This window comes from Actinosynnema sp. NPDC091369 (assembly GCF_044757065.1).
In the GTDB taxonomy this organism is placed as follows: Bacteria; Actinomycetota; Actinomycetes; order Mycobacteriales; family Pseudonocardiaceae; genus Actinosynnema.
Genome location: NZ_JBIVUG010000010.1, coordinates 177,621 through 196,840, shown reverse-complemented (window position 1 = coordinate 196,840; position 19,220 = coordinate 177,621). Strand labels below are relative to the sequence as shown.

Here is a 19,220-nt window from a genome sequence, read left to right as displayed (position 1 = left end):
CCGATCATCCCGCGCCGGTCAGCGGTCCGCGTGCCGGAGCACGCTCTCCACCTCGGTGCGGAAGGCGTTGACGCCGTCCTCGCCCTCCGGCGCGCCGTGCGCCTGGAGCAGGTGCAGCAGCGCCACGCCGTTCGCGGACCGCCGGGAGAGCGCGCGGAACGAGAACGCGGCCTCGTAGACGCCGACCGCCGTCGCCAGCGCCGCCGCGACCGTGGCCAGGAACGCCCACAGCGCGCGCCGCCCGTCGTCGGCCACGGCCACCGCGCCCAACGCCGCCGCTGCGGTGAACAGCAGCACGGTCACGGCGGTGGTCCAGCGGCGTGCCGCGGTGTAGCGGGCCTGCGCCTGCTCGAAGCCCGCGAGCCGTTCGCCGACCCGGTGGCGCAGGTAGGCGCGGAGGAACTGCTCGCGGTGGTCGTCCACCAGGGTCGTCATGAGCGGCTCACCGATTCGTGCCGGAGCCGCGCCACGGCCGTCGCCAGCTCGCGGGCGCGCTCTTCGCGCTCGGCGTCGTCGGCGGCGGGTGGTGCGGCGAGGTGGTCGAAGTACAGGGCGCGCAACTGCTCGGCGCGGACCTTCGCGTCGGGGTCCTCCCCGCCGCGCGCCACGACCGCGAGCACCGCCGCGGCCGCGCCGGACACGGCGAGCAGCACACCGGGCCACGGCTGGTCGCGCAGCCAGACCTGCAACGCGGCGAACACCGTGGTGCCGAAGCCCGCGGCGATGGCGAGCACCACGAGCAGCCGCGCGCGTTCCCGCGACCGGAGGGCGACGACCTCGCACTCGTGCAGCGCGGGCGCGACGGCCTGGTTGGCCTCGTGGATCGCGTCGGCCAGCAACGGGTAGTCCAGCACGTAGCCGGGATCGATCACGGGGTGCGGCTCGGGCGCCCGGAACCGCAACCGGGGCCACACCGCGGGCGGCGGCACGTCGGCGTGCAGCTCGGCACCGGGCCGGTTGCCCACCACCCGCCGCACCACGGCCACGACCTTGTCCGCGCCCTCGTCCAGGTGCACCAAGGCGACCTGGCCGCTGCGGACCAGGATGTCGAGGTCGTCGTCGCGCTCGGCCGGCGCGTCGCGCTCGACGGCATCGACGTCCGGGGCGAGCCGGACAGCGGCGGTGTCAGGGGCGGGGTGGACGGCGGCCGTGTCAGGCGTGGGCCGGAGGGCGACGGCGTCGGAGGCAGGCCGGACAGCGGCCGTGTCGGGGGTCGGGTCGGCGGGGGCCGGGTCGGCCGCGCCGCCCGCGATCTCGTCCGCCAGACCGCCCGTGCCCGCGAGCACGAGCAGCGGCCGGTCGCGGCCCAGGTGGTCGACCAGCGCCGCGCGGGCCAGGTCGCCGCCGCCGATCAACAAGGCCAGCGCGGGGCGCTTCGACCCGGCCACCGCGTCCACCGCGCGGAACAGCGCGGGCAGCTCCTCGCCCCACTTCGAGCCCGGCACGAGCACCGCCGTGTCGTGGTTCACGTTGAGCCGTACCTCACCGTCGGCGGGCTCCGCGTCCTCCACGGCCACCCGGCCCGACGGCGCCACGCCGACCATCCGGGGCCACCGGCCGTCCAGCGACTCGGCGGCCAGGCCGAGCAGGTGCGTGACTCCGGTGTCGGCCCCCGCCGTGATCACCACGGCATCCGCCGAGGCAGCCGCGGCGAGCACCGCACGCAGCACCGGGAGCACGGAAGCGGCCAGGTCGGTGTCCAGTGCGTCGGCCGAGCCGAACACCGCGAGGACCGGTCGGCCTCGGGGCAGGCCGAGGGCACGCGGCCGGACGTCGGCGTCGGGGTGGTCCAGTCGTCGCACCCGTGGGCCGGTACCCGCTGTAGGCATGCCGGGCACCCTAGCGGTGGCTCACGCGAATTTCACCCGTCCGGGGGCGGATTTCGCCGCAGGTAGAGTGCTGGACGTGTCGATTGACCCCGCCGAGCTGGAAATCGCCCTAAGGGTGCTCGCCCAAGTGGACGAACTGGACACCGAGCACCCCGACGCGGTAGCCGTCCGCCGGGCCACCGCCGGCATCTGGAAGAGCCTCCGCAAGCGCCGCAAGGCCGACCGCCGCGCCTCCGTCACCGCCGCCGACCGCGCGGTCATCGAGGCGACCGCGACCGGCTCGCCGTCCCGCATCGACGACGAGACCCGCGGTCTACTGCTGCGCGAGCCCGAGCCCGGCGCGAAGGCGGGCACGCTGCTGCGCGCCCGGTCCTGCTACACGTGCAAGCAGCGCTACACCCAGGTCGACGCGTTCTACCACCAGCTGTGCCCCGACTGCGCGGCGCTCAACCGGGCCAAGCGCGACCAGAGCGCCGACCTGACCGGCAAGCGCGCCCTGCTCACCGGTGGCCGCGCCAAGATCGGCATGTACATCGCGCTGCGGCTGCTGCGCGACGGCGCGCACACCACCATCACCACCCGGTTCCCGCGCGACGCCGTGCGCCGGTTCGCGTCCATGCCCGACAGCGCCGACTGGCTGCACCGGCTGCGCGTGGTCGGCATCGACCTGCGCGACCCGGCCCAGGTCGTGCAGCTGGCCGACTCGGTGGCCGCCGCCGGGCCGCTGGACATCCTGATCAACAACGCGGCGCAGACCGTGCGCCGGTCGGCGGGCGCCTACGCGCCGCTGGTCGCGGCCGAGTCCGCGCCCCTGCCCTCCGGTCCACTGCCCGAGCTGGTCACGTTCGGGCACACCCTGTCCGCGCACCCGGTGGCGCTGGCGGGCACGCTGGCCGACACCATCCCCGCGGTCACGGCGCTGGCGCTGACCGCCGGGTCCAAGGAGATCGACGCGGGCGGCCTGGTGCCCGACGAGGCGCCGGTCAACAGCTGGGTGCAGCGGGTCGAGGAGGTCGACCCGGTGGAGCTGCTGGAAGTGCAGCTGTGCAACAGCACCGCGCCGTTCATCCTGATCTCCCGGCTGCGCCCGGCGATGGCCGCCTCGCCCGCGCGCCGCAAGTACGTGGTCAACGTCTCGGCGATGGAAGGGCAGTTCAGCCGCGCCTACAAGGGGCCGGGCCACCCGCACACCAACATGGCCAAGGCCGCGCTGAACATGCTGACGCGCACCAGCGCCGAGGAGATGCTGACCACCGACGGCATCCTGATGACCGCCGTCGACACCGGCTGGATCACCGACGAGCGGCCGCACCCGACCAAGCTGCGGCTGGCCGCCGAGGGCTTCCACGCGCCGCTGGACCTGGTCGACGGCGCGGCCCGGGTGTACGACCCGATCGTGCGCGGCGAGCTGGGCGAGGACCTGCACGGCTGCTTCCTCAAGGACTACGCGCCCGCACCCTGGTGAGCCGTTCGCCGCACCCGTTCGCCGCACACCGCAGCGCGGCGTTCACTCCCCCATTCCGTCGATTCCCGACCGTCGCAATCCGAATGGGCCGTTCGGGGTGCACCGGTTAACGGGAACGTGCCCGTGTGCGACTCTCCGTCGGTAGGCTGAAGCTTTCGCTAGGCCGCCGCGAGGCGACGGGGGTGGGCATGGACGGCGGGCGGGCCGGTCGAGCCGCCGCGCTGCCGCGCGTGACCGGGTCGGTGGCGCCGTGGTGACCGCGCCCCGCGTCAACCCGTTCCCGCTGCCGGGGTGGGAGAGCACGCCGATGCGGCCGCTGCGCCCGTGGCACCGACCCGCGCACCGCGACTACTACGTGCCCGTGGACGGCGCCGAGGACGCGTTCCGGCACTTCTGCGACGCCATGGGCGACCTCGGCGTGATGCTGGAGTACGGCCGGCTCGCGCTGGTCACCGGAGAGTCGGGCTGCGGCAAGACCGCGCTGGTCAACCGGTGCGCCGACTGGGTCGTCGGCGAGCTGCGCCGGCGGGACGTGCGCGGCGTCGTGCTGGACCTGACCGGCTGCCTGCCGACCGACCAGGAGCTGTCCATCGACCAGCGCACCGCCGAGGTGTGCGACCGGATGTTCGACCTGCTCGTGGACGCGGGGGCATTGCGCCAGGAGAGCGAGGAGCGGCTGGAGGCGGTCCGGGACGTGCCGGGTCGCGTGTTCCCGCGCCTGGGCCGGGCGCTGCGCGAGGACGTCGCGCTGGTCGTGCTGCTGCCCAGCCCGAACGAGCTGGTGGACGAGGTGATCCGGTACGCGCGGACGCTCAACAGCGCGAAGGTGCTGTTCCTGACGGAATCCGCGTACCTGGGTGCGGACGAGGTGGCCGACGTGGTGCGGCAACTGGAAACGTGGGTGCCGCCGATCACGCTGCACGTCGGTCCGCTCGACCCCGGTGACGCGCAGCGATTCGCCGAGGACCGGTTGACCCGGCACGCGGCGGCGGGAACCTATCCCCGGATGAGTGATGACGCGATCGAATTGGTGGCCAAGCACTGCCAATCGGTCGCGATGTTGCAAAGGTTCTTACACGGCACTTACGAACACAAACGTGCAACGGGACTAGGCTACGCCGAGACCGACCTGGTGACCGTGGAGGACATCAGGGCGTTCTTGAACACGAAGTCCCGGAATGGACCGGTGAATGGGCCATGAGCGACCGCAGCGATCTCCCGCCCTCGCGGAAGAACCCCTTCTCGCCGATGGCGGTCGCCCGGATCACGGACTTCGACGCCGATCCCGACGCGGTCGACGTGGCGATCACCACCGACGCGACGCGGCAGGCGCTCGCGCACCTCACGTCCTACCTCGACGCGCCGCCCGCGCGCGCCGGCCGTGACCGCACCGGCACCGTGGTGGCCGTGCTGGGCGACTACGGCACCGGCAAGACGCACCTGGCCGTGCGGCTGGTCCGGCACGCCCGCCAGGTGCTGGCCGACCCGACGCACGCGCTGTACCTGGACGCGACCGCGGAGAGCTTCATCGAGCTGTACCGGCGGTTCATGCAGAAGCTCGGCCGCGAGGGCGTGCGGGCGCAGGTCAGCGAGTACTACGCCGACATCGTCGCGGAGTCGTTGCAGAGCAGCGGCCTGACCAGCGACATGCTGGAGTGGCTGGGCAGCAGGCAGCTGGAGCCGCAGGAGGTCGTGGAGCGGCTGGGCCTGATGGAGAGCGCGTTGCTGCGCAAGGTCCAGGACACGCTGCGCGAGGTGACCAACAACAAGGACTTCGGCACCGCGCTCACCCTGCTGCTGCGGCCGGGGTTCGAGCACTCGGTGTGGTCGTGGCTGCTCGGCGGCACGCCCGACCAGGTGCTGGTGGAACGCGGCATCGGCACGCCGATCGACGACGAGGTGGCCGCGCTGGAGGCGATGGGCGTGTTCGCCCTGCTGTTCGGCGGCCGGCAGCGGCGGTTCGTGCTGGCGATCGACGAGCTGGACAAGATCTTCTCCGCCGACAGCCGGCCGCACGCCCGCACGATGGCCGCGTTCCAGACGTTGTTGCAGGTGTTCGGCAAGGCCGGGGCGTGCCTGGTGCTGTGCGGGCTGCCGGACTTCAAGTCCGTGCTGCCGCCCGCGGTGCGGCAGCGCATCCCGTACACGGTGGTGATGTCCGGCCTCAGCCAGGGCGAGGTGCGCGAGTTCGTCGAGCTGGCGCAGGAGCAGGTGTTCGGCACGCGGCAGCTCGCGCCGTTCACCGTCGACACCACCCGGTACCTGCGCGACCTGGCCCGGGGCAACGCGCGCAACGTGATCCGGCTGTGCCACCGGGTGTTCCGGATGGCCGACGACCTGTCCCGCGAGCCCGGCCACGGGTTCACCGTCACCGAGGACATGGTGCGGCAGGCGGCGCGCGACCTGTTCGGGTCGTTGAGCTCGGACGACATCGACGGCGTGGTGCGCCGGGTGCTCGACGCCAACGGCCTGGACTACCTGCACCGGCACCTGCTCGGCGCGGCCGCAGACTCGCTGGCGGACTTCTGGGTCACCTTCCCCGAGCAGGCGGTCGGGTGCGCCGTGCTGATCAGCCCGTCGCTGCTGGACAACGCCGACCTGGGCGCGGTGGTGCGGCGGATCTCGGCGGTGCGCGAGGCCGAGCCGGACGCGGAGCTGATCCTGCTGGTCAACGGGGTGGTGGCGGACGGCGTGGCGATCCAGCTGCGGGAGCTGCTCGGCCGGGAACCGCTCGTGTACGTCGACCGCACGTTCGCCGACGACTTCAAGGCGCTGGTGAACGCGGGCCGGCGGCCGGGCGGCGACGCGGACCCGCTGTCGGGGCTGCGGTGGCGGATGGACCAGCTGGCCAGGCAGCAGTCCAGCATCTACGGGTTCATCGAGCACCTGGCCGAGCACATGGACGGCGTGCGGGCGTCGTCGGACCGGCAGCTCGGCGCGATCGCGCGGCAGCTCGGCGCGTTGACCGGGACGCCCGGCCGGGCGGCGGAGGCCGCGCCGTCGAGGTTGCCGGGCGAGGTGGAGCGGCTGTTCCGCGACGCGGTGGACGCGTTGGAGGACGTGACGCAGGTCGACGTGATGTTCGAGGAGGCGTTCGACCACGCGCCGACCACCACCCAGGAGGCGGTGCACCGGCGGCTGCGGACACCGGAGTTCACGCAGGCGGCGACGCAGGCGGTGTTCATGCAGAAGGCCGTGCAGGCGTTCCGGGCGGCGGTGGCGCAGTGGTACTCGTCGTCCGGGGACGCCGACGCGGAGGAGCGGCTGGAGGAGCTGTGCGGGATCTACGACGGGATCGTCGAGTTCCTGCCGCTGTTCCTGCTGGACCCGCTGTTCAAGCTGCCGCCGTGGTCGGCGCGGGCGGGCGGCCTGGTGGCGGAGGTGAGCCAGGGTTCGCGCCGCACCCGCGTGCACGACGCGTTGCGCAACCTGAGCCCGCGCGTGCGCCGCGCCGTGTTCCGCTCGTCCCCGGCGTGACCCGAACGCAGGACTCACCCGTTCCGAACGCAGGACTCACGCGAGAGTCGAACGCCCAGGTCCCGAGAGTCGAACGCTCAGGTACCCCGAGTTCAACGCTCAGGGCGTCGGCTTCACCCGGTAGGGGGAAGCGGCGCGTGTGGGCCGCGGTGCCGGAGCGGGGTTGAGCGGGACGCGGGGGATGCGCTTCGGCGCAGGCGCGGGCACGGGCGGCTGGGGCGCCGGACGGCGTGCGGTCACGCGGTCGTAAGCGCCGTTCGCCACAGCGTGCAGCACGTTCACCACGACGACCGCCGGCGCGACCACGGCGATGGCACCCGGGAACGTCGGCTCCAGCAGCAGCGCCAGGATGATCGCGGTCAGCCCGTTCTGCTGCCCCAGCGCCAGCCGCACCCGGTCGCCGCGCCACCGCTTCGGCACGGTCAGCGCGAACGCCACCACCGCCTGCGCCCCGAACGCCGCCAGCCCGAGCACCGCGCCGACACCGGCCAGCACCCAGCTGAACTCCGCCGCCAGCACCAACCCGACCGCGGCCAACGCCAGCAGCAGACCCGCCTGCGCCAGCCCGTCGACCCACCGACCCAGGTTCGGCCGGAAGAACAGGCCCAGCAACGCCAACGCCAGCAGCAACGAGTGCTGCACCGCGACGAACCCGATCCCCAGCACCGCCAGCACCATCACGGCGCGCACCGCGTACCGGACCGCACGACCACCGGCCTCGGCCCGCTCCACGCGCCCGCGCACCAGCGTCCACAGCATGAACGCCACCCCGGCCAGCGCCAGGTTCAGCACCAGGTTGACCGCGAACGACCCCACGCCGCCCACCGCGCCACCACCCAGGGCGAACGCGGTGAGGTACACGGTGAGCAGCACGGTGATCGGGTCGTCGAACGACGCCCACGCCGCCAGCAGCGCCTTCGCCGAGTCCGACATCCGCGACTTGACCCGCATCGCGGCGACCGACAGCGGGTCGATCTGCGCGACCGCCACCGCCAGCACCAGGTGCCCCGGCTCGCGGAACCCCAGGAACATCACGGCGAAGATCAGCGCGACTTTCGCCACGACTCCGAGCGTGACCGCGATCAGCACCGTGCGGAGCTGCCTGCGGAATTCCGCGATCACGATCCCGCTCGTGCTGGCGTACAAACCGAAACCGAGCAACGCGGTGATGAAGAACCCGTACACCGGCGACCGGTCGACGTCACGGAGTCCGAACTGCCACGCCACGAGCCAGCCCGCGCCGAGAGCCGAGAGGAGCGCGGCCGAACGCATCAGGGGCGTCACCATTCCACGGTAGGCAGGGGTGGATGAGCGTTCAAGGACCGATTGGAGTGAGTTCTTCCGCCAGAGCGGACATTCGATCATCCGCCGCCCGCACCCGTGCCTGATCAATAGTGACGCCGACCAGGTATTCCCCCGCGCGCAACCGGTAGTAGTAGATCGCGCCCATCTCCACGTCCAGCACGAGCCGGGCCATCAGCCCTCCGACGACGGGGCTCACCGCCCGGTTCAGCTTCGTCGCCAGCGCGCCCAGCTCCTGCACGAACCCGTGGTAGAACCGGCGCCGCACGTCCACCGTGACCTGCCGGAAGAACGGCGCCAGCGACGGGTCGCCCAGGCAGTCGACCATCGACCGCACCTCCCCGCCGGCGACGTGCGCGACCAGGTGCAGGTCCTGCGCCCGCACCGCCGCCAGGCACGCGGTCAGCGGCCCCTCCCCCGCCGTCACGTGCGCCCGCACGTCCTGCTCCACGGGCAGCGGCACGACGTCCTCCGCGCTGTCCCACCCGCCGGGGTTGAGCGAGCCGAGGCTGAGCTGGCCGCGCAGCCGGGTGGCGAGCCCCGCCACCGCGCGGTCCGCCTCGTCCACGGCGGGGTGGCCGAACAGCGGCCCCGCGCCCGCGTGGTCCAGCACCAGGCCGACGACGTGCTCGGTCGGCACGACGGAGTCGCAGAACAGCGCGCCCTCCTCGGTGTGCAGCACGGTGCGGATCAGCCGGCCCGTGCGCACCTCCTGGAGGGCGCGGTCGAGCGTGGCGACCTGGAACGTCAGGTGCCTGCCCAGCCGCTTGAGCTCCTCGCGGCGCGTGCCGCCGGGCAGCGCGTCCGGCGCGGGACCGGCGTCGCCGAGCGCGTCGACGCCGAAGTCGAACACGCCGTTGCTGTAGTGCGCGAGGTAGTGCAGCGCCGGGCTGGCCTCGACCGCCTCGCGGCACGCCTGCCTGGCCAGCTCGAACTCCCGACCGACGTGCTCGGCCCGCTCCTCGTGCAGCTCCACGCCGGTCCCTCCTGCGCGCTCAGGTGTGCGGGATGTCGACATCGCACTCCCGCCAGTCCTGGTCGGTCGGGTTGCCCTGATCGGTCAGGTACGCCGCGAGCCGCACGTTGTGCGCCGCCGCGGCGGTGTGCGGGTGATCGTGCCCCAGGAACTCCAGGCAGTCGGTGTGGGCTTCGGCGATCAGCTCGGCGGCCCGGTCGGGCTCACCGGCCGCGGCGAGCACCCGCGCCTCGTCGATGGCCGCCGCCAGCGTCCACGGGTGCGTGTCGCCGAGCCGCGCGCGCAACGTCCGCGTCGCCTCCTCCACGTGGCCCACCGCGCCGCCGTGGTCGCCCGCGGCGCGCAGCGCCAGGCCGAGGCCCAGCTTGCACAGCGCCACGAACGGGTGGTCGTCGCGCAGCTCGACGTGGTGCTGGAACCCGGTCAGCGCGGTGCGCGCGAGCTCCACGGCCAGCTCGGGGTCGACCCCGACCCGGCGGTGGTCGGCGGCGAAGCTCAACGCGCAGCCCAGCGTGTACGGGTGGTGCGGGCCGAAGACCTCGCGGTAGTCCCGCAACGCCTTGCCGGTGCGCTCCTTGGCCTCCTTGACCCGGCCCACCAGCCGCAGCGCGATGGCCCGGTTCCACTGCACGCCGATCTGCAACTGGTTGGCGCCCGGCTGCTGCTGCAAGCGCTGCGACGCCACCAGCAGCGAGTCCAGCGCCTCCGGGTAGCGGCCCAGTTCCCGCTGGTAGAGGCCGATCTGCGCGAGCGTGGCCCAGGTCCGCACGTCGTCGGTGCCGAACAGCCGCCGCCGCCTGCGGTAGTTGTCCTCCTCCAGGGCGAGCGCGCCCGCCGCGTCACCGGACAGGAACATCGACGACGCGAGGTTGTTCGCGGCGCGGCGGGTGTCCGGGTGGTCCTCGCCGAGCACCGAGCGCAGGCCCTCCCAGGTCGCCTGGTCCTCGGCCAGCGCCTCGGAGAACAGGCCCAGCCCGCGCAGGTCGCCGCCGCGGCCCCGGGCCGTGATCAGCGGCCGGGGGTGGGTGAGGTCGAGCGCGCGGCGCTGCTGGGCCAGCGCGAGGTCGTCCAGCCGCAGCGCCTCGGTCGGCTCGCCGAGCACCCGGTGCACGTTGGCCAGCTCGGTGGCCAGCCGGTTGCGCAGCGGGTCGGCCGGCCCGAACCGCCGGGTCCACGCGTCCAGCAGCTCCCGGCCCGGTCCCAGCGCCGCCCGCCGCACGCCCGCGCCGCCGTCGGTGAACAGGAACCGCACCTGGTTGACCAGCCAGCGGCGCACGTTCGGGTCGTCACCGCCGAGCGCGCCGGACGGGATGACGTGCTTCTGCAACTCGGCGAACCGGGCGCGCCGGGTCGGCGAGGTGTCCTCCACCTCGGTCGGCGCGAACGCGGCCAGCGCGGTGAGCACGGCGGCCCGCCGTTCGTCCCGCTCGGCCGGGCTCATCCGGTCGCGCAGCGCGCGCTGCACCACCCGGTGCAGGCGCAGCGAGTACTGGTCGCCCCAGTCGACGCGGAACAGCCCGTACCGCGCGCCGTGCCAGAGCACCCGGTCGATCTCGGCGGCGTCCAGCTCCAGCGGCTCGGCGTCCACCCCGCCCGCCGCGATCACCCGGCCGAGGAACGCGGGCGAGCGCACCAGCCCCAGGTCCGCGCCCTCGGGCGAGAGGAACGCGCACAGCTGCGCCACCAGCACCGCCAACCGGCCGGTGGCGCTGTCCCGCAACGCCTCCACCGCCACGTCGACGACCCGCGCCACACCGTCCACTTCGGACCGGCCGAACCGCTCGAAGAGGGTGCGGGTGGCCCAGGCGGCGGCGTCGGCGTCCCGCGAGCCCGCGCCCACCTCCGACCGCGCCGTCTCGCCGAGCCAGCACGACGCCAGGTCCAGCGCCAGCGGCAGGTGGCCGACGGCGTCCGCGACCCGCCGCGCGTCGTCGGCGACCAGCCCCGGCACCCGGTCCAGCAGGAGGCGCGCGCTGTCCTCGGCGCGCATCGGCACCAGCTCGACGGCCCGCCCCTCCGCCGGGGCCGCGGTGATCAGCACGTGGCCGGTGGCGCCGGTCGGCAGCAGGTCGGTGAGCACGTCCGGGTCGTCGGCGTTGTCGTACACCAGCAGGAACCGCGCGTACGCCGGGTCGTTCGACAGCCGCTCCAGCGCCGAGAGCGTGCCGTAGTCGGTGGAGCCCGGCTGGCGCAGCCGCGCGGCCAGCTCCGCCAACCCGGTGAGCACCGACTGCCGGTCGTGCGCGGACAGCCACCACACCGCCGCGTAGTCCGCCGAGAACCGGTAGGCGTACTCCAGCGCCAACTCGCTCTTGCCCACGCCGGGCACGCCGTTCACCGTCACCACGGCCTGCCGGTCGCCCGCCGCCGCGAACCGGTCGCGCAACGCCTCCAGCTCCTCGTCGCGGCCGACGAAACCGCGGTGGCGCGGCGGCAGCTCGAACACCGCCGGGTCGCTGCCCGGCACCCGCATGCCCGGCTCGTGCACCGTGCCGGGCCGGTCGATGAGGCTGAAGTGGCTCAGCAGCCGGGCGCCCAGCGCTTCCGGCGAGTGGTCGTGCACGGACAGCCCGCCGTCGGCGGGGGCGTCCTCGGCCAGGTGCAGCCGCAGCACGGTCAGCGGCACGGCGGGCAGCTCCACCGGCCCCAGGTGCGGCGAGGTCAGGATCACCACACCCGGCGGCACGTCCGCCTCGAACCACTCGCGCGCGTCGGACAGCCGGCGCACCTGCGCGCCCGCGCGTTCCAACTGGCCGCGCACCCAGTCCGCCCAGGCCCGGTCGCGCGGCGCGTGCACGAGCGCCACGCGGTCCGGCTCGGTGGTCGACGCCAGCCCGAACACCCGCCGGTAGCGGGAGCGCAGCACCGGCGACACCGGCACCACCCCGGTGACCGCGCCGCCGGTGACCGCCGCGGCCAACCGGCCGTACTGGGCCTCCAGCGCGTTACCGGTCCTCGGCTCCTCCACCAGGATCGCCAGCAGGGGGTCGAACGCGTCGTACGGGCGGTAGGGAATCTCGATCGTGCCGCCGTCGGGCACCCGCTTCGCCTGCCCCGCCAGCAGTTCGGCGAACGCGGCGTGGATCGCCGAGCGGATGCGCTGCGCCCGCGACAGCTCGTCGGCGTCGTCGAACAACGTCGCCACCGGCACCACGTCGATCCTGATCGGCGCGCGCTTGCGCAGCCGCGCGGCCAGGTCCGCCGCGTCCGCTATCGCCCGGGGCCGCGGCCGGAAGCACACCACGGCCAGCTCGCACAGCGTCGCGATCAGCGTCAGCGACTCGTCGCCCGCACCGGTCGGCGCGTCGATCAGCACCTGGTCGTAGTCGGACTCGGCCAGCCGCGCGCGCAGCTCGGCGACCACGCCCGCGTCACCGTGCCCGGTCCCGGGTTGCGGCCGGCCCGCCGAGTCGGTCGGCACCGGCGACACCACGTCGACGTGGCCGGGCGCGGTGACGTCGCCCGCCGGCGGCGCGAACCGCTCCACCACCGGCACCGGGTCGTCCTCGCGCACCGCGTCCGCCCGGTACGCGGCCAGCAGGCCGCGGCCCAGCGCGTCCGGCAGGCCGCGGCGCGCCACCAGGAACGGCTCCAGGTACTCGCGCACCCGCGGCACCTCCGAGCCCCAGTCCACCACCAGGACCCGCTGCCCGGCCGCGGCGAGCACCCACGCCAGGTTCGCCACCGCGCTGGTGCGGCCGGTGCCCCCGGTCGCCGACAGGAAGGCGGTGACCCCGGTGCGGCCCGGTGTCGTTCGCGAGGTCGTGCGCGGGGTGCTCATCTGCTGCTCCAGAGCGGCGGGGGACTAGGGAATACCGTTGAACGCGGGCCGCGCGCCCGCGACTCAGCCGCGTTTCACCCGAACGGCAGCAGCGGTCACCGCGTTCACCGCGGTCCCAGCGGTCACAAGGAGCTCTCGAAGGCCGCGAACCGGTTCGGCAGCTCGGCGTTCTCCGCGAGGATCCGGTGCAGCGCGGCGCGCAGCGCGGTGTCCGGCAGCTCGGCCAGCCGGGCCAGGTCCACGCCCGTGACGTCCAGGAGTTCGGACTCCAGGACGGGTTCGGAAGCCATCCGACGTACCCCCTCACCGCAAAGCTGCGGCTTTCACCGCAGTCGCCTGATTGCCGGCAACGCCGGCGGCGCACTTCCCATCGTAGTGAACGACAACGGTCACCGTCGCGAATCCTCCGATTGGCGGAGGTAGCGGGCGGCGCGCTGTGTTTGATTGCAAGAGGCGTCGGCGATTGCTCGGGATGTCCGAAATATCCGGGGGGTGGGAAAACGTTGGCGTTCCGCCAGTTCGTGCTCAAGGTGCACGGCAGGTGCAACCTGGCTTGCGACTACTGCTACGTCTACGAACTGGCCGACCAGCGGTGGCGTTCCCGGCCGCGGGCGATGTCGCCGGAGATCGTCGCGCACACCGCCGAACGGGTGGCCGAACACGTGCGCCGGCACGGGTTGTCCGACGTGGAAGTGGTGCTGCACGGGGGCGAGCCGCTGTTGGCCGGGCGGACCGCGATCGAGTCGCTGGTCGAGCGGTTCCGCGCGGTCGTGCCCGCGCCGGTGCGGTTCACCGTGCAGACCAACGCGACATTGCTGGACCGCGAATTCCTGGAGCTGTTCTCCGCGCTCGGTGTCCGGGTCGGGGTGAGCGTCGACGGCACGCCGGAAGCGCACGACCGGCACCGCGTGCGGCCCGACGGCGGCGGCAGTTGGGCGGCGGTGCGCGCGGCGTTGGCGGAGCTGCGTTCGTTCCCCGGGGTGTACGGCGGTCTGCTGTGCGTGGTCGACGTGGGTGAGGACCCGTTGCGGGTCTACGGGTCGTTGCTGGAATTCGCGCCGCCCGCGGTCGATTTCCTGCTGCCGCACGGCAACTGGTCGGCGCCGCCGCCAGGACGCGTCGCCGACCCGGCCGTGACGCCTTACGCCGACTGGCTGATCGCCGTGTTCGACGTCTGGTACGACCGGCCGTCGACGCGCGTGCGGCTGTTCGAGGAGCTGCTGGCGGTGCTGCTGGGCGGGCGTTCCGGGGTGGAGGGGATCGGGTTGAGCCCGTCGGCGCAGGTCGTCGTGGAGACCGACGGCGCGGTCGAGGTGTCGGACATCCTGGCGTCGTCCTCACCGGAGGCGTCGACGACCGGGCTGCACGTGGCGCGGGACGCGTTCGACTCGGCGTGGGACCTGCCGGAGGTGCGCGCCGGGCGGTCGGGGCTGGCCGGGTTGTCCGCGCCGTGCCGCCGGTGCCCGGTGGTGTCGGCGTGCGGCGGGGGGCTGCGGGCGCACCGGTTCCGGGAGGGCGCCGGGTTCGACCGGCCCTCGGTGTACTGCCCGGACCTCGTGCGGCTGATCGGGCACGTGCGGTCGCGGGTGGCGGCGGACCTGGCGGCGTTGGCGTGACCGTCGGGCCGTTCCGGGTGTCGGCCTCGGACTTCGCCGCCCTGGCGCGCGGCGGGGGCGGCGCGTCGGCGGTGCGCACGTTGCGGCTGGCGCGGCGCAGCCGGACGCTGCTGCTGATCCGGTCCATCGCGGCGGACCCGGCGGCGCGGGCCGCGTTCGCGCTGCTGTGCGAGGTGGCGCGGGTGGCGCCGCAGGCGGTGGACCGGGTGCTGGACCACCCGTCGGTCGGCGCGTGGGCGACGCGGACGGCGTTGGCGATGCGGCGCGGCGGGGCGGCGCGGCCGGCGGAGCTGGCGTTCACGGCAGCCGCGGCGGCGGTGCGGGCCGGGGTGCCGGTGGACCTGGAGTTCCCGCCGGTGGACGTGTTCTCGCTGCCGTCGTTGGGCGTGGTGGTGGGGCCGGGGTTGGCCTACGAGCCGTTGCCCGAGGTCGACTTGGGCGGGTTCACGTTGCAGGTGGACCTGTGGGCCGGTGGCGGGGTGCCGGACGAGCTGCCGGTGGCGTCGGAAGTCGACGTGCCGCGGTGGCGTGACGCGTTGCGCGCGGCGTGGGACCTGCTGGTCCGCGACCACCCGGACCTGGCCGCGGAGTTCGCCGAGGTGGTGACGGTGGTGACGCCCATGCCGCCGTCGCCTTCGGGGACGAGCAGCGCGACGCTGGCCGACGCGTTCGGGTGCGTGTTCCTGTCGCCGACGCCGGACGCGGAGACGCTGGCGGTGACGCTGGTGCACGAGGCGCAGCACAGCAAACTGGTCGCGGTGATGGACCTGTTCGCACTGGTGCAGCCGGGTGGCGACGCGGTGTTCTACGCGCCGTGGCGGGAGGACCCGCGGCCGGCGGCGGGGCTGCTGCACGGCACGTACGCGCACTTGGGCGTGGCGGGATTCTGGCGTTCACGGCCCGGTCCGGCCGCGCGGGTGGAGTACGCGCGGTGGCGTTCGGCCGCGCTGGTGACCGCCGAGGCGCTGCTGGCGTCCGACGAGCTGACGGCGACCGGTGTGCGGTTCGTCCGCGAGCTGGCCGCCGTGCTGCGCGCGTGGTGCGCCGAGCCCCTGCCGCCCGCCGTCGAGGCCGCCGCCGCCACCGAGGCCGCTTCCCACCGTTCCCGCTGGCGAGCCGCCCACGGCCCGCTGACCTGAGCGTTGAACTCGGGGTACCCGAGCGTTCGACTCTCGGGACCTGAGCGTTCGACTCTCGCGAGAGTCCTACGTTCGGGACGCGTGAGTTGAACGTTCGGGACGCGTGGTGCAGGCCGCAGTACGGCGACTCGCCGGGCGTGGTCCGCGGGGTTGGCCCGTTCGGCCGCGATACTGCCCGCCATGCTCACCGCCGACGGCCACCTGGTGCACTCCCCGGCGGACCTGGTGGACCTGGTGGAGTGCGATCACCGGAGCAGGCTCTCGCTGGCGCTGGCCGTCGGGCTGCCCGGCGCGCCGGCGCCCGACACCCGGCCGAACACGCTCGCCACCCGGCACGGCCACGCGCACGAGCAGGCCGTCCTGGCCCGGTTCCGCGCCGAGCACGACGTGGTCGAGATCCCCCAACCCGCCCCGACGCACGAGGCGCTGACGCTGGCCGCCGCCCAGACCGCACGGGCGATCGAGGACCGCGCGCCGGTGATCTACCAGGCCGTCTTCTACGCCGACGGCTTCCACGGCCGGGCCGACTTCCTGGTGGCCACCGACCGCGGCTACGAGCCGCACGACGCCAAGCTCGCCCGGCACGCCACCCCGGCCGCCGTCGTCCAGCTCACCGCCTACGCCAACGCCCTGAAGCACCACGCCGGCCCCGCCATGCACCTCCGGCTCGGCGACGGCACCACCAAGACGTTCCAGGTCGCCGACTTCCTGCCCCTGGTCCGCGACCTCCAGACCCGCCTCGCCGCCCGCCTCACCGCGCCCGCCACCCTGCCCGACCGCCTGTGGGACGACGAACGCCCCGCGTGCGCCACCTGCCGGTTCGGCAGGCACTGCGCCGCCGGCCGGGAAGCCGACCGGGACCTGTCCCTGGTCGCCGGCATCCGCGCCGACCAGCGCCGCAAGCTCGCCGCCGCGGGCCTCGGCACCATCGACGCCCTGGCCAACGCCACCCGCGCCGACCGCCCCGCCACCATGTCCGCGGCCACGTTCACCGGCCTGCGCGCCCAGGCCGCGCTCCAGGTCATCCAGGACGACTCGCGCACCGACGACGACCCGATCGGCAAGGTCGCCTACGAGGTCGTCGCGCCCGAAGCCCTGGCCACGCTGCCCGTGCCCAGCCCCGGCGACCTGTTCTTCGACATGGAGGGCGACCCGTTCGCGCTCAACGGGGAGGGCCTGGAGTACCTGTTCGGCGTGGTCGACCCGACCGAGCGGTTCACGCCGTTCTGGGCGCACACCCGACCGCAGGAGAAGGTCGCGTTCGAGCGGTTCGTCGACCACGCCACCCGCGCGCTGGAGCAGCACCCCGAGGCGCACATCTACCACTACGCGCCCTACGAGGTGAACGCGCTCAAGAAGCTCGCCGCCCTGCACGGCACGCGTGAGGACGCCGTCGACCACCTGCTGCGCTCCGGCGCGCTGGTCGACCTCTACGCCGTCGTGCGCAAGGCGCTGCGCGTGTCCCAGCGGTCGTACTCGATCAAGTACCTGGAGCCGCTCTACATGCCCGACGCCCGCGCGGGCGAGGTGACCACGGCCGTCTCCAGCATCGAAGCCTACGAGGAGTTCCTGGCGCTGAGGGACGTCGACCCGGCCCGCGCCGAGGACGTGCTCACCGGCATCGCCGACTACAACACCTACGACTGCGTCTCCACCCTGCGCCTGTACCGGTTCCTGCTGGAGGTGCGCGCGGAGGCGGGCATCGAGCCGCACGTGCCGGAGCCGTCGTTCAGCGAGGAGATCGAGGACGAGATCGCCGCTCAACGGCGGGCCGAGCGCGCCGAACGCCTCGCCGCCGTGGTCGACCCGCTGCTGGCGGGCCTGCCGGACAACCCGGCCGAGGCCACCGACGACGAACGCGCGCGGGCGCTGCTGGCCGCCGCCGTCGGCTACCACCGGCGGGAGACGAACCCGGCGTGGTGGGACTTCTTCCGTCAGATGGCCGCGCCGCTGAGCGAGCTGGAGTCCGACAGCGCGTGCGCGGTGCCGGTGTCGGTGCAGGCGCAGGACTGGGCGATGCCGTCCGGGCGGGTCCGCAAGGCCAAGCGCGAGCTGCGGGTGTGGTGCGACCCCGACCGGCCGCACCCGTTCGCGAAGGGCGACCAGGTGCGGCTGCTCTACCCCGGCACGCCCGCGAACGTGACGCGGGACGCGGTGGTGCTCGCCGAGTCGGCCGAGGACATGGTGGTGCTGGAGAGCGTCTCCCCCGACGAGGTGCACGGCGAGCGGCCGATCGCGGTGCTGCCCGGCAGCCCGGTCCGGCCCACGCCCAAGGACGAGGCGGTGTACGACCTGGCGCGGTCGGTCGTGGACGAGCTGCCGGCGCTCCCGCCGCACCCCGGCGTCGACCTGGTCCGCCGCACGCCGCCGCGGCTGAAGACCGGCGCGCTGCCCCGCGGCGACGACCTGATCGCCGACGTGATCGCGGCGGTGGACGCGCTGGACGGCTCCACGCTGGCCGTGCAGGGCCCGCCGGGCGCGGGCAAGACGTACCTGGCCGGGCGGCTGATCGCGCACCTGATCCGCGGCGGTCGCAGCGTCGGCGTGACGTCGACCAGCCACAAGGCGGTGGAGAACGTGCTGGGCGCGGCCCTGGCGGCGGGCCGTGAGCTGGGCGTGCCGATCCCGACCGCGAAGCGGGCCAAGGGCGCGCCCGCGAAGGACTGCGCGTGGGAGCAGCCGCGCGACAACCCGGCGCTGGTGCGGTGGCGCAACGACCAGGGCGGCGGGCACCTGGTCGGCGGCACGGCGTGGACGTTCGCCAACGCGGCGTTGCGGGAGCAGCCGTTCGACGTGCTGATCGTGGACGAGGCCGGGCAGTTCGCGCTGGCCGACGCGCTGGCCGTGTCGACGTGCGCGCGCAACCTGGTGCTGCTGGGCGACCCGCAGCAGCTGCCGCAGGTGGTGCAGGGCACGCACCCGGCGGGCGCGGAGGCGTCGGCGCTGGGGCACCTGATCGGTGACGCGGACGTGATCGGGCCGGAGCTCGGTTACTTCCTGGACCAGACGCGGCGCATGCACCCGGCGGTGTGCGCGCCGGTGTCGAACCTGTCCTACGCCGGGCTGCTGCACGCGCACCCCAGTGCGGCAGCGCGCGGGATCGACGGCGTGCCGTCGGGTGTGTACGTCCACTCGGTGCCCCATTCGCACAACACCACGTCGTCCATCGAGGAGGCGACGGCGGTGGTGGAGGTGGTGCGCTCGCTCATGGGTCGCCTGTGGACGGACGGGCCGGACGCGCGGGCGTTGGACGATTCGGACATCCTCGTGGTGGCGCCGTACAACCTCCAGGTGCGCCTCGTGCGACGTGAGCTGGAGAAGCACGGCTACGAGCACGTCCGGGTCGGCACCGTGGACCGGTTCCAGGGCCAGGAGGCGCCCGTGGTGATCACCACGATGACGTCGTCGGCCGCCGTGGACCTGCCGCGCGGGCTGGACTTCCTGCTGTCCCGCAACCGGTTGAACGTGGCGCTGTCCCGGGCGCAGGCCGTGGCGGTCGTGGTGTGCTCGCCGCGGCTGGTGGAGGCAGACATCCGCGACGTCGACCAGCTCCGCCTGGTCTCGGGGATGATCGGCCTGATGGGCGACGCCCGGCGGTGGGACATCGACGGGGTCTATGCCCAAACCCTATGACC

The 19,220-nt window shown here is 74.0% G+C and carries 12 protein-coding genes; 6 read left to right on the top strand and 6 right to left on the bottom strand.

Annotated features, from left to right (window positions below; genetic code table 11):
• Window positions 1-18: 18 nt before the first annotated feature.
• On the bottom strand, window positions 19-435 hold the full coding sequence (locus ACIQMJ_RS31065) for a hypothetical protein (RefSeq protein WP_499764556.1): 417 nt from the start codon (window positions 433-435) through the stop codon (window positions 19-21).
• Entirely contained in the window at window positions 432-1,802 is a 1,371-nt protein-coding gene (locus ACIQMJ_RS31060; RefSeq protein ID WP_499764555.1) for a hypothetical protein, read from the bottom strand. The genes ACIQMJ_RS31065 and ACIQMJ_RS31060 overlap by 4 nt, the downstream gene beginning before the upstream one ends.
• Before the next feature lie 103 nt (window positions 1,803-1,905).
• On the opposite strand from ACIQMJ_RS31060, the gene ACIQMJ_RS31055 reads away from it, so the two are divergent.
• From ACIQMJ_RS31055 to ACIQMJ_RS31045, 3 genes are all read left to right on the top strand, one after another.
• A complete protein-coding gene (locus tag ACIQMJ_RS31055) occupies window positions 1,906-3,294 on the top strand; it encodes an SDR family NAD(P)-dependent oxidoreductase (RefSeq protein ID WP_499764554.1) in 1,389 nt (462 codons plus the stop codon).
• 250 nt (window positions 3,295-3,544) lie between these two features.
• Window positions 3,545-4,495, top strand: coding sequence for a P-loop NTPase family protein (locus ACIQMJ_RS31050; RefSeq protein ID WP_499764553.1), 951 nt, complete (start codon window positions 3,545-3,547; stop codon window positions 4,493-4,495).
• Window positions 4,492-6,771 (top strand): hypothetical protein, encoded by a 2,280-nt coding sequence (locus ACIQMJ_RS31045; RefSeq protein WP_499764552.1) that lies wholly within the window; start codon window positions 4,492-4,494, stop codon window positions 6,769-6,771. The genes ACIQMJ_RS31050 and ACIQMJ_RS31045 overlap by 4 nt, the downstream gene beginning before the upstream one ends.
• Window positions 6,772-6,870: 99 nt before the next feature.
• On the opposite strand, the gene ACIQMJ_RS31040 is transcribed toward ACIQMJ_RS31045, so the two are convergent.
• The 4 genes from ACIQMJ_RS31040 to fxsA form a co-directional block, all read right to left on the bottom strand.
• Window positions 6,871-8,055: a hypothetical protein gene (locus tag ACIQMJ_RS31040; protein WP_499764551.1), complete on the bottom strand. Its 1,185-nt coding sequence runs from the start codon at window positions 8,053-8,055 to the stop codon at window positions 6,871-6,873.
• 31 nt (window positions 8,056-8,086) lie between these two features.
• Window positions 8,087-9,049, bottom strand: a complete 963-nt coding sequence (locus tag ACIQMJ_RS31035) for a hypothetical protein (RefSeq protein ID WP_499764550.1) — start codon at window positions 9,047-9,049, stop codon at window positions 8,087-8,089.
• Window positions 9,050-9,068: 19 nt separating this feature from the next.
• On the bottom strand, window positions 9,069-12,830 hold the full coding sequence (gene fxsT, locus ACIQMJ_RS31030) for an FxSxx-COOH system tetratricopeptide repeat protein (protein ID WP_499764549.1): 3,762 nt from the start codon (window positions 12,828-12,830) through the stop codon (window positions 9,069-9,071).
• A 122-nt stretch (window positions 12,831-12,952) separates the two neighbouring features.
• Window positions 12,953-13,120: an FxSxx-COOH cyclophane-containing RiPP peptide gene (gene fxsA, locus ACIQMJ_RS31025; RefSeq protein ID WP_366201900.1), complete on the bottom strand. Its 168-nt coding sequence runs from the start codon at window positions 13,118-13,120 to the stop codon at window positions 12,953-12,955.
• Between the two features lie 213 nt (window positions 13,121-13,333).
• Between fxsA and ACIQMJ_RS31020 the strand changes: the two genes are divergently transcribed.
• The 3 genes from ACIQMJ_RS31020 to ACIQMJ_RS31010 all read left to right on the top strand — a co-directional run bounded on the left by ACIQMJ_RS31020 (window position 13,334) and on the right by ACIQMJ_RS31010 (window position 19,218).
• On the top strand, window positions 13,334-14,446 hold the full coding sequence (locus ACIQMJ_RS31020) for an FxsB family cyclophane-forming radical SAM/SPASM peptide maturase (protein ID WP_499764548.1): 1,113 nt from the start codon (window positions 13,334-13,336) through the stop codon (window positions 14,444-14,446).
• Window positions 14,443-15,585: an aKG-HExxH-type peptide beta-hydroxylase gene (locus tag ACIQMJ_RS31015; RefSeq protein WP_499764547.1), complete on the top strand. Its 1,143-nt coding sequence runs from the start codon at window positions 14,443-14,445 to the stop codon at window positions 15,583-15,585. Before ACIQMJ_RS31020 ends, ACIQMJ_RS31015 begins: the two co-directional genes overlap by 4 nt.
• 204 nt (window positions 15,586-15,789) lie before the next feature.
• Window positions 15,790-19,218: a TM0106 family RecB-like putative nuclease gene (locus ACIQMJ_RS31010; RefSeq protein ID WP_499764635.1), complete on the top strand. Its 3,429-nt coding sequence runs from the start codon at window positions 15,790-15,792 to the stop codon at window positions 19,216-19,218.
• Window positions 19,219-19,220: the final 2 nt, after the last annotated feature.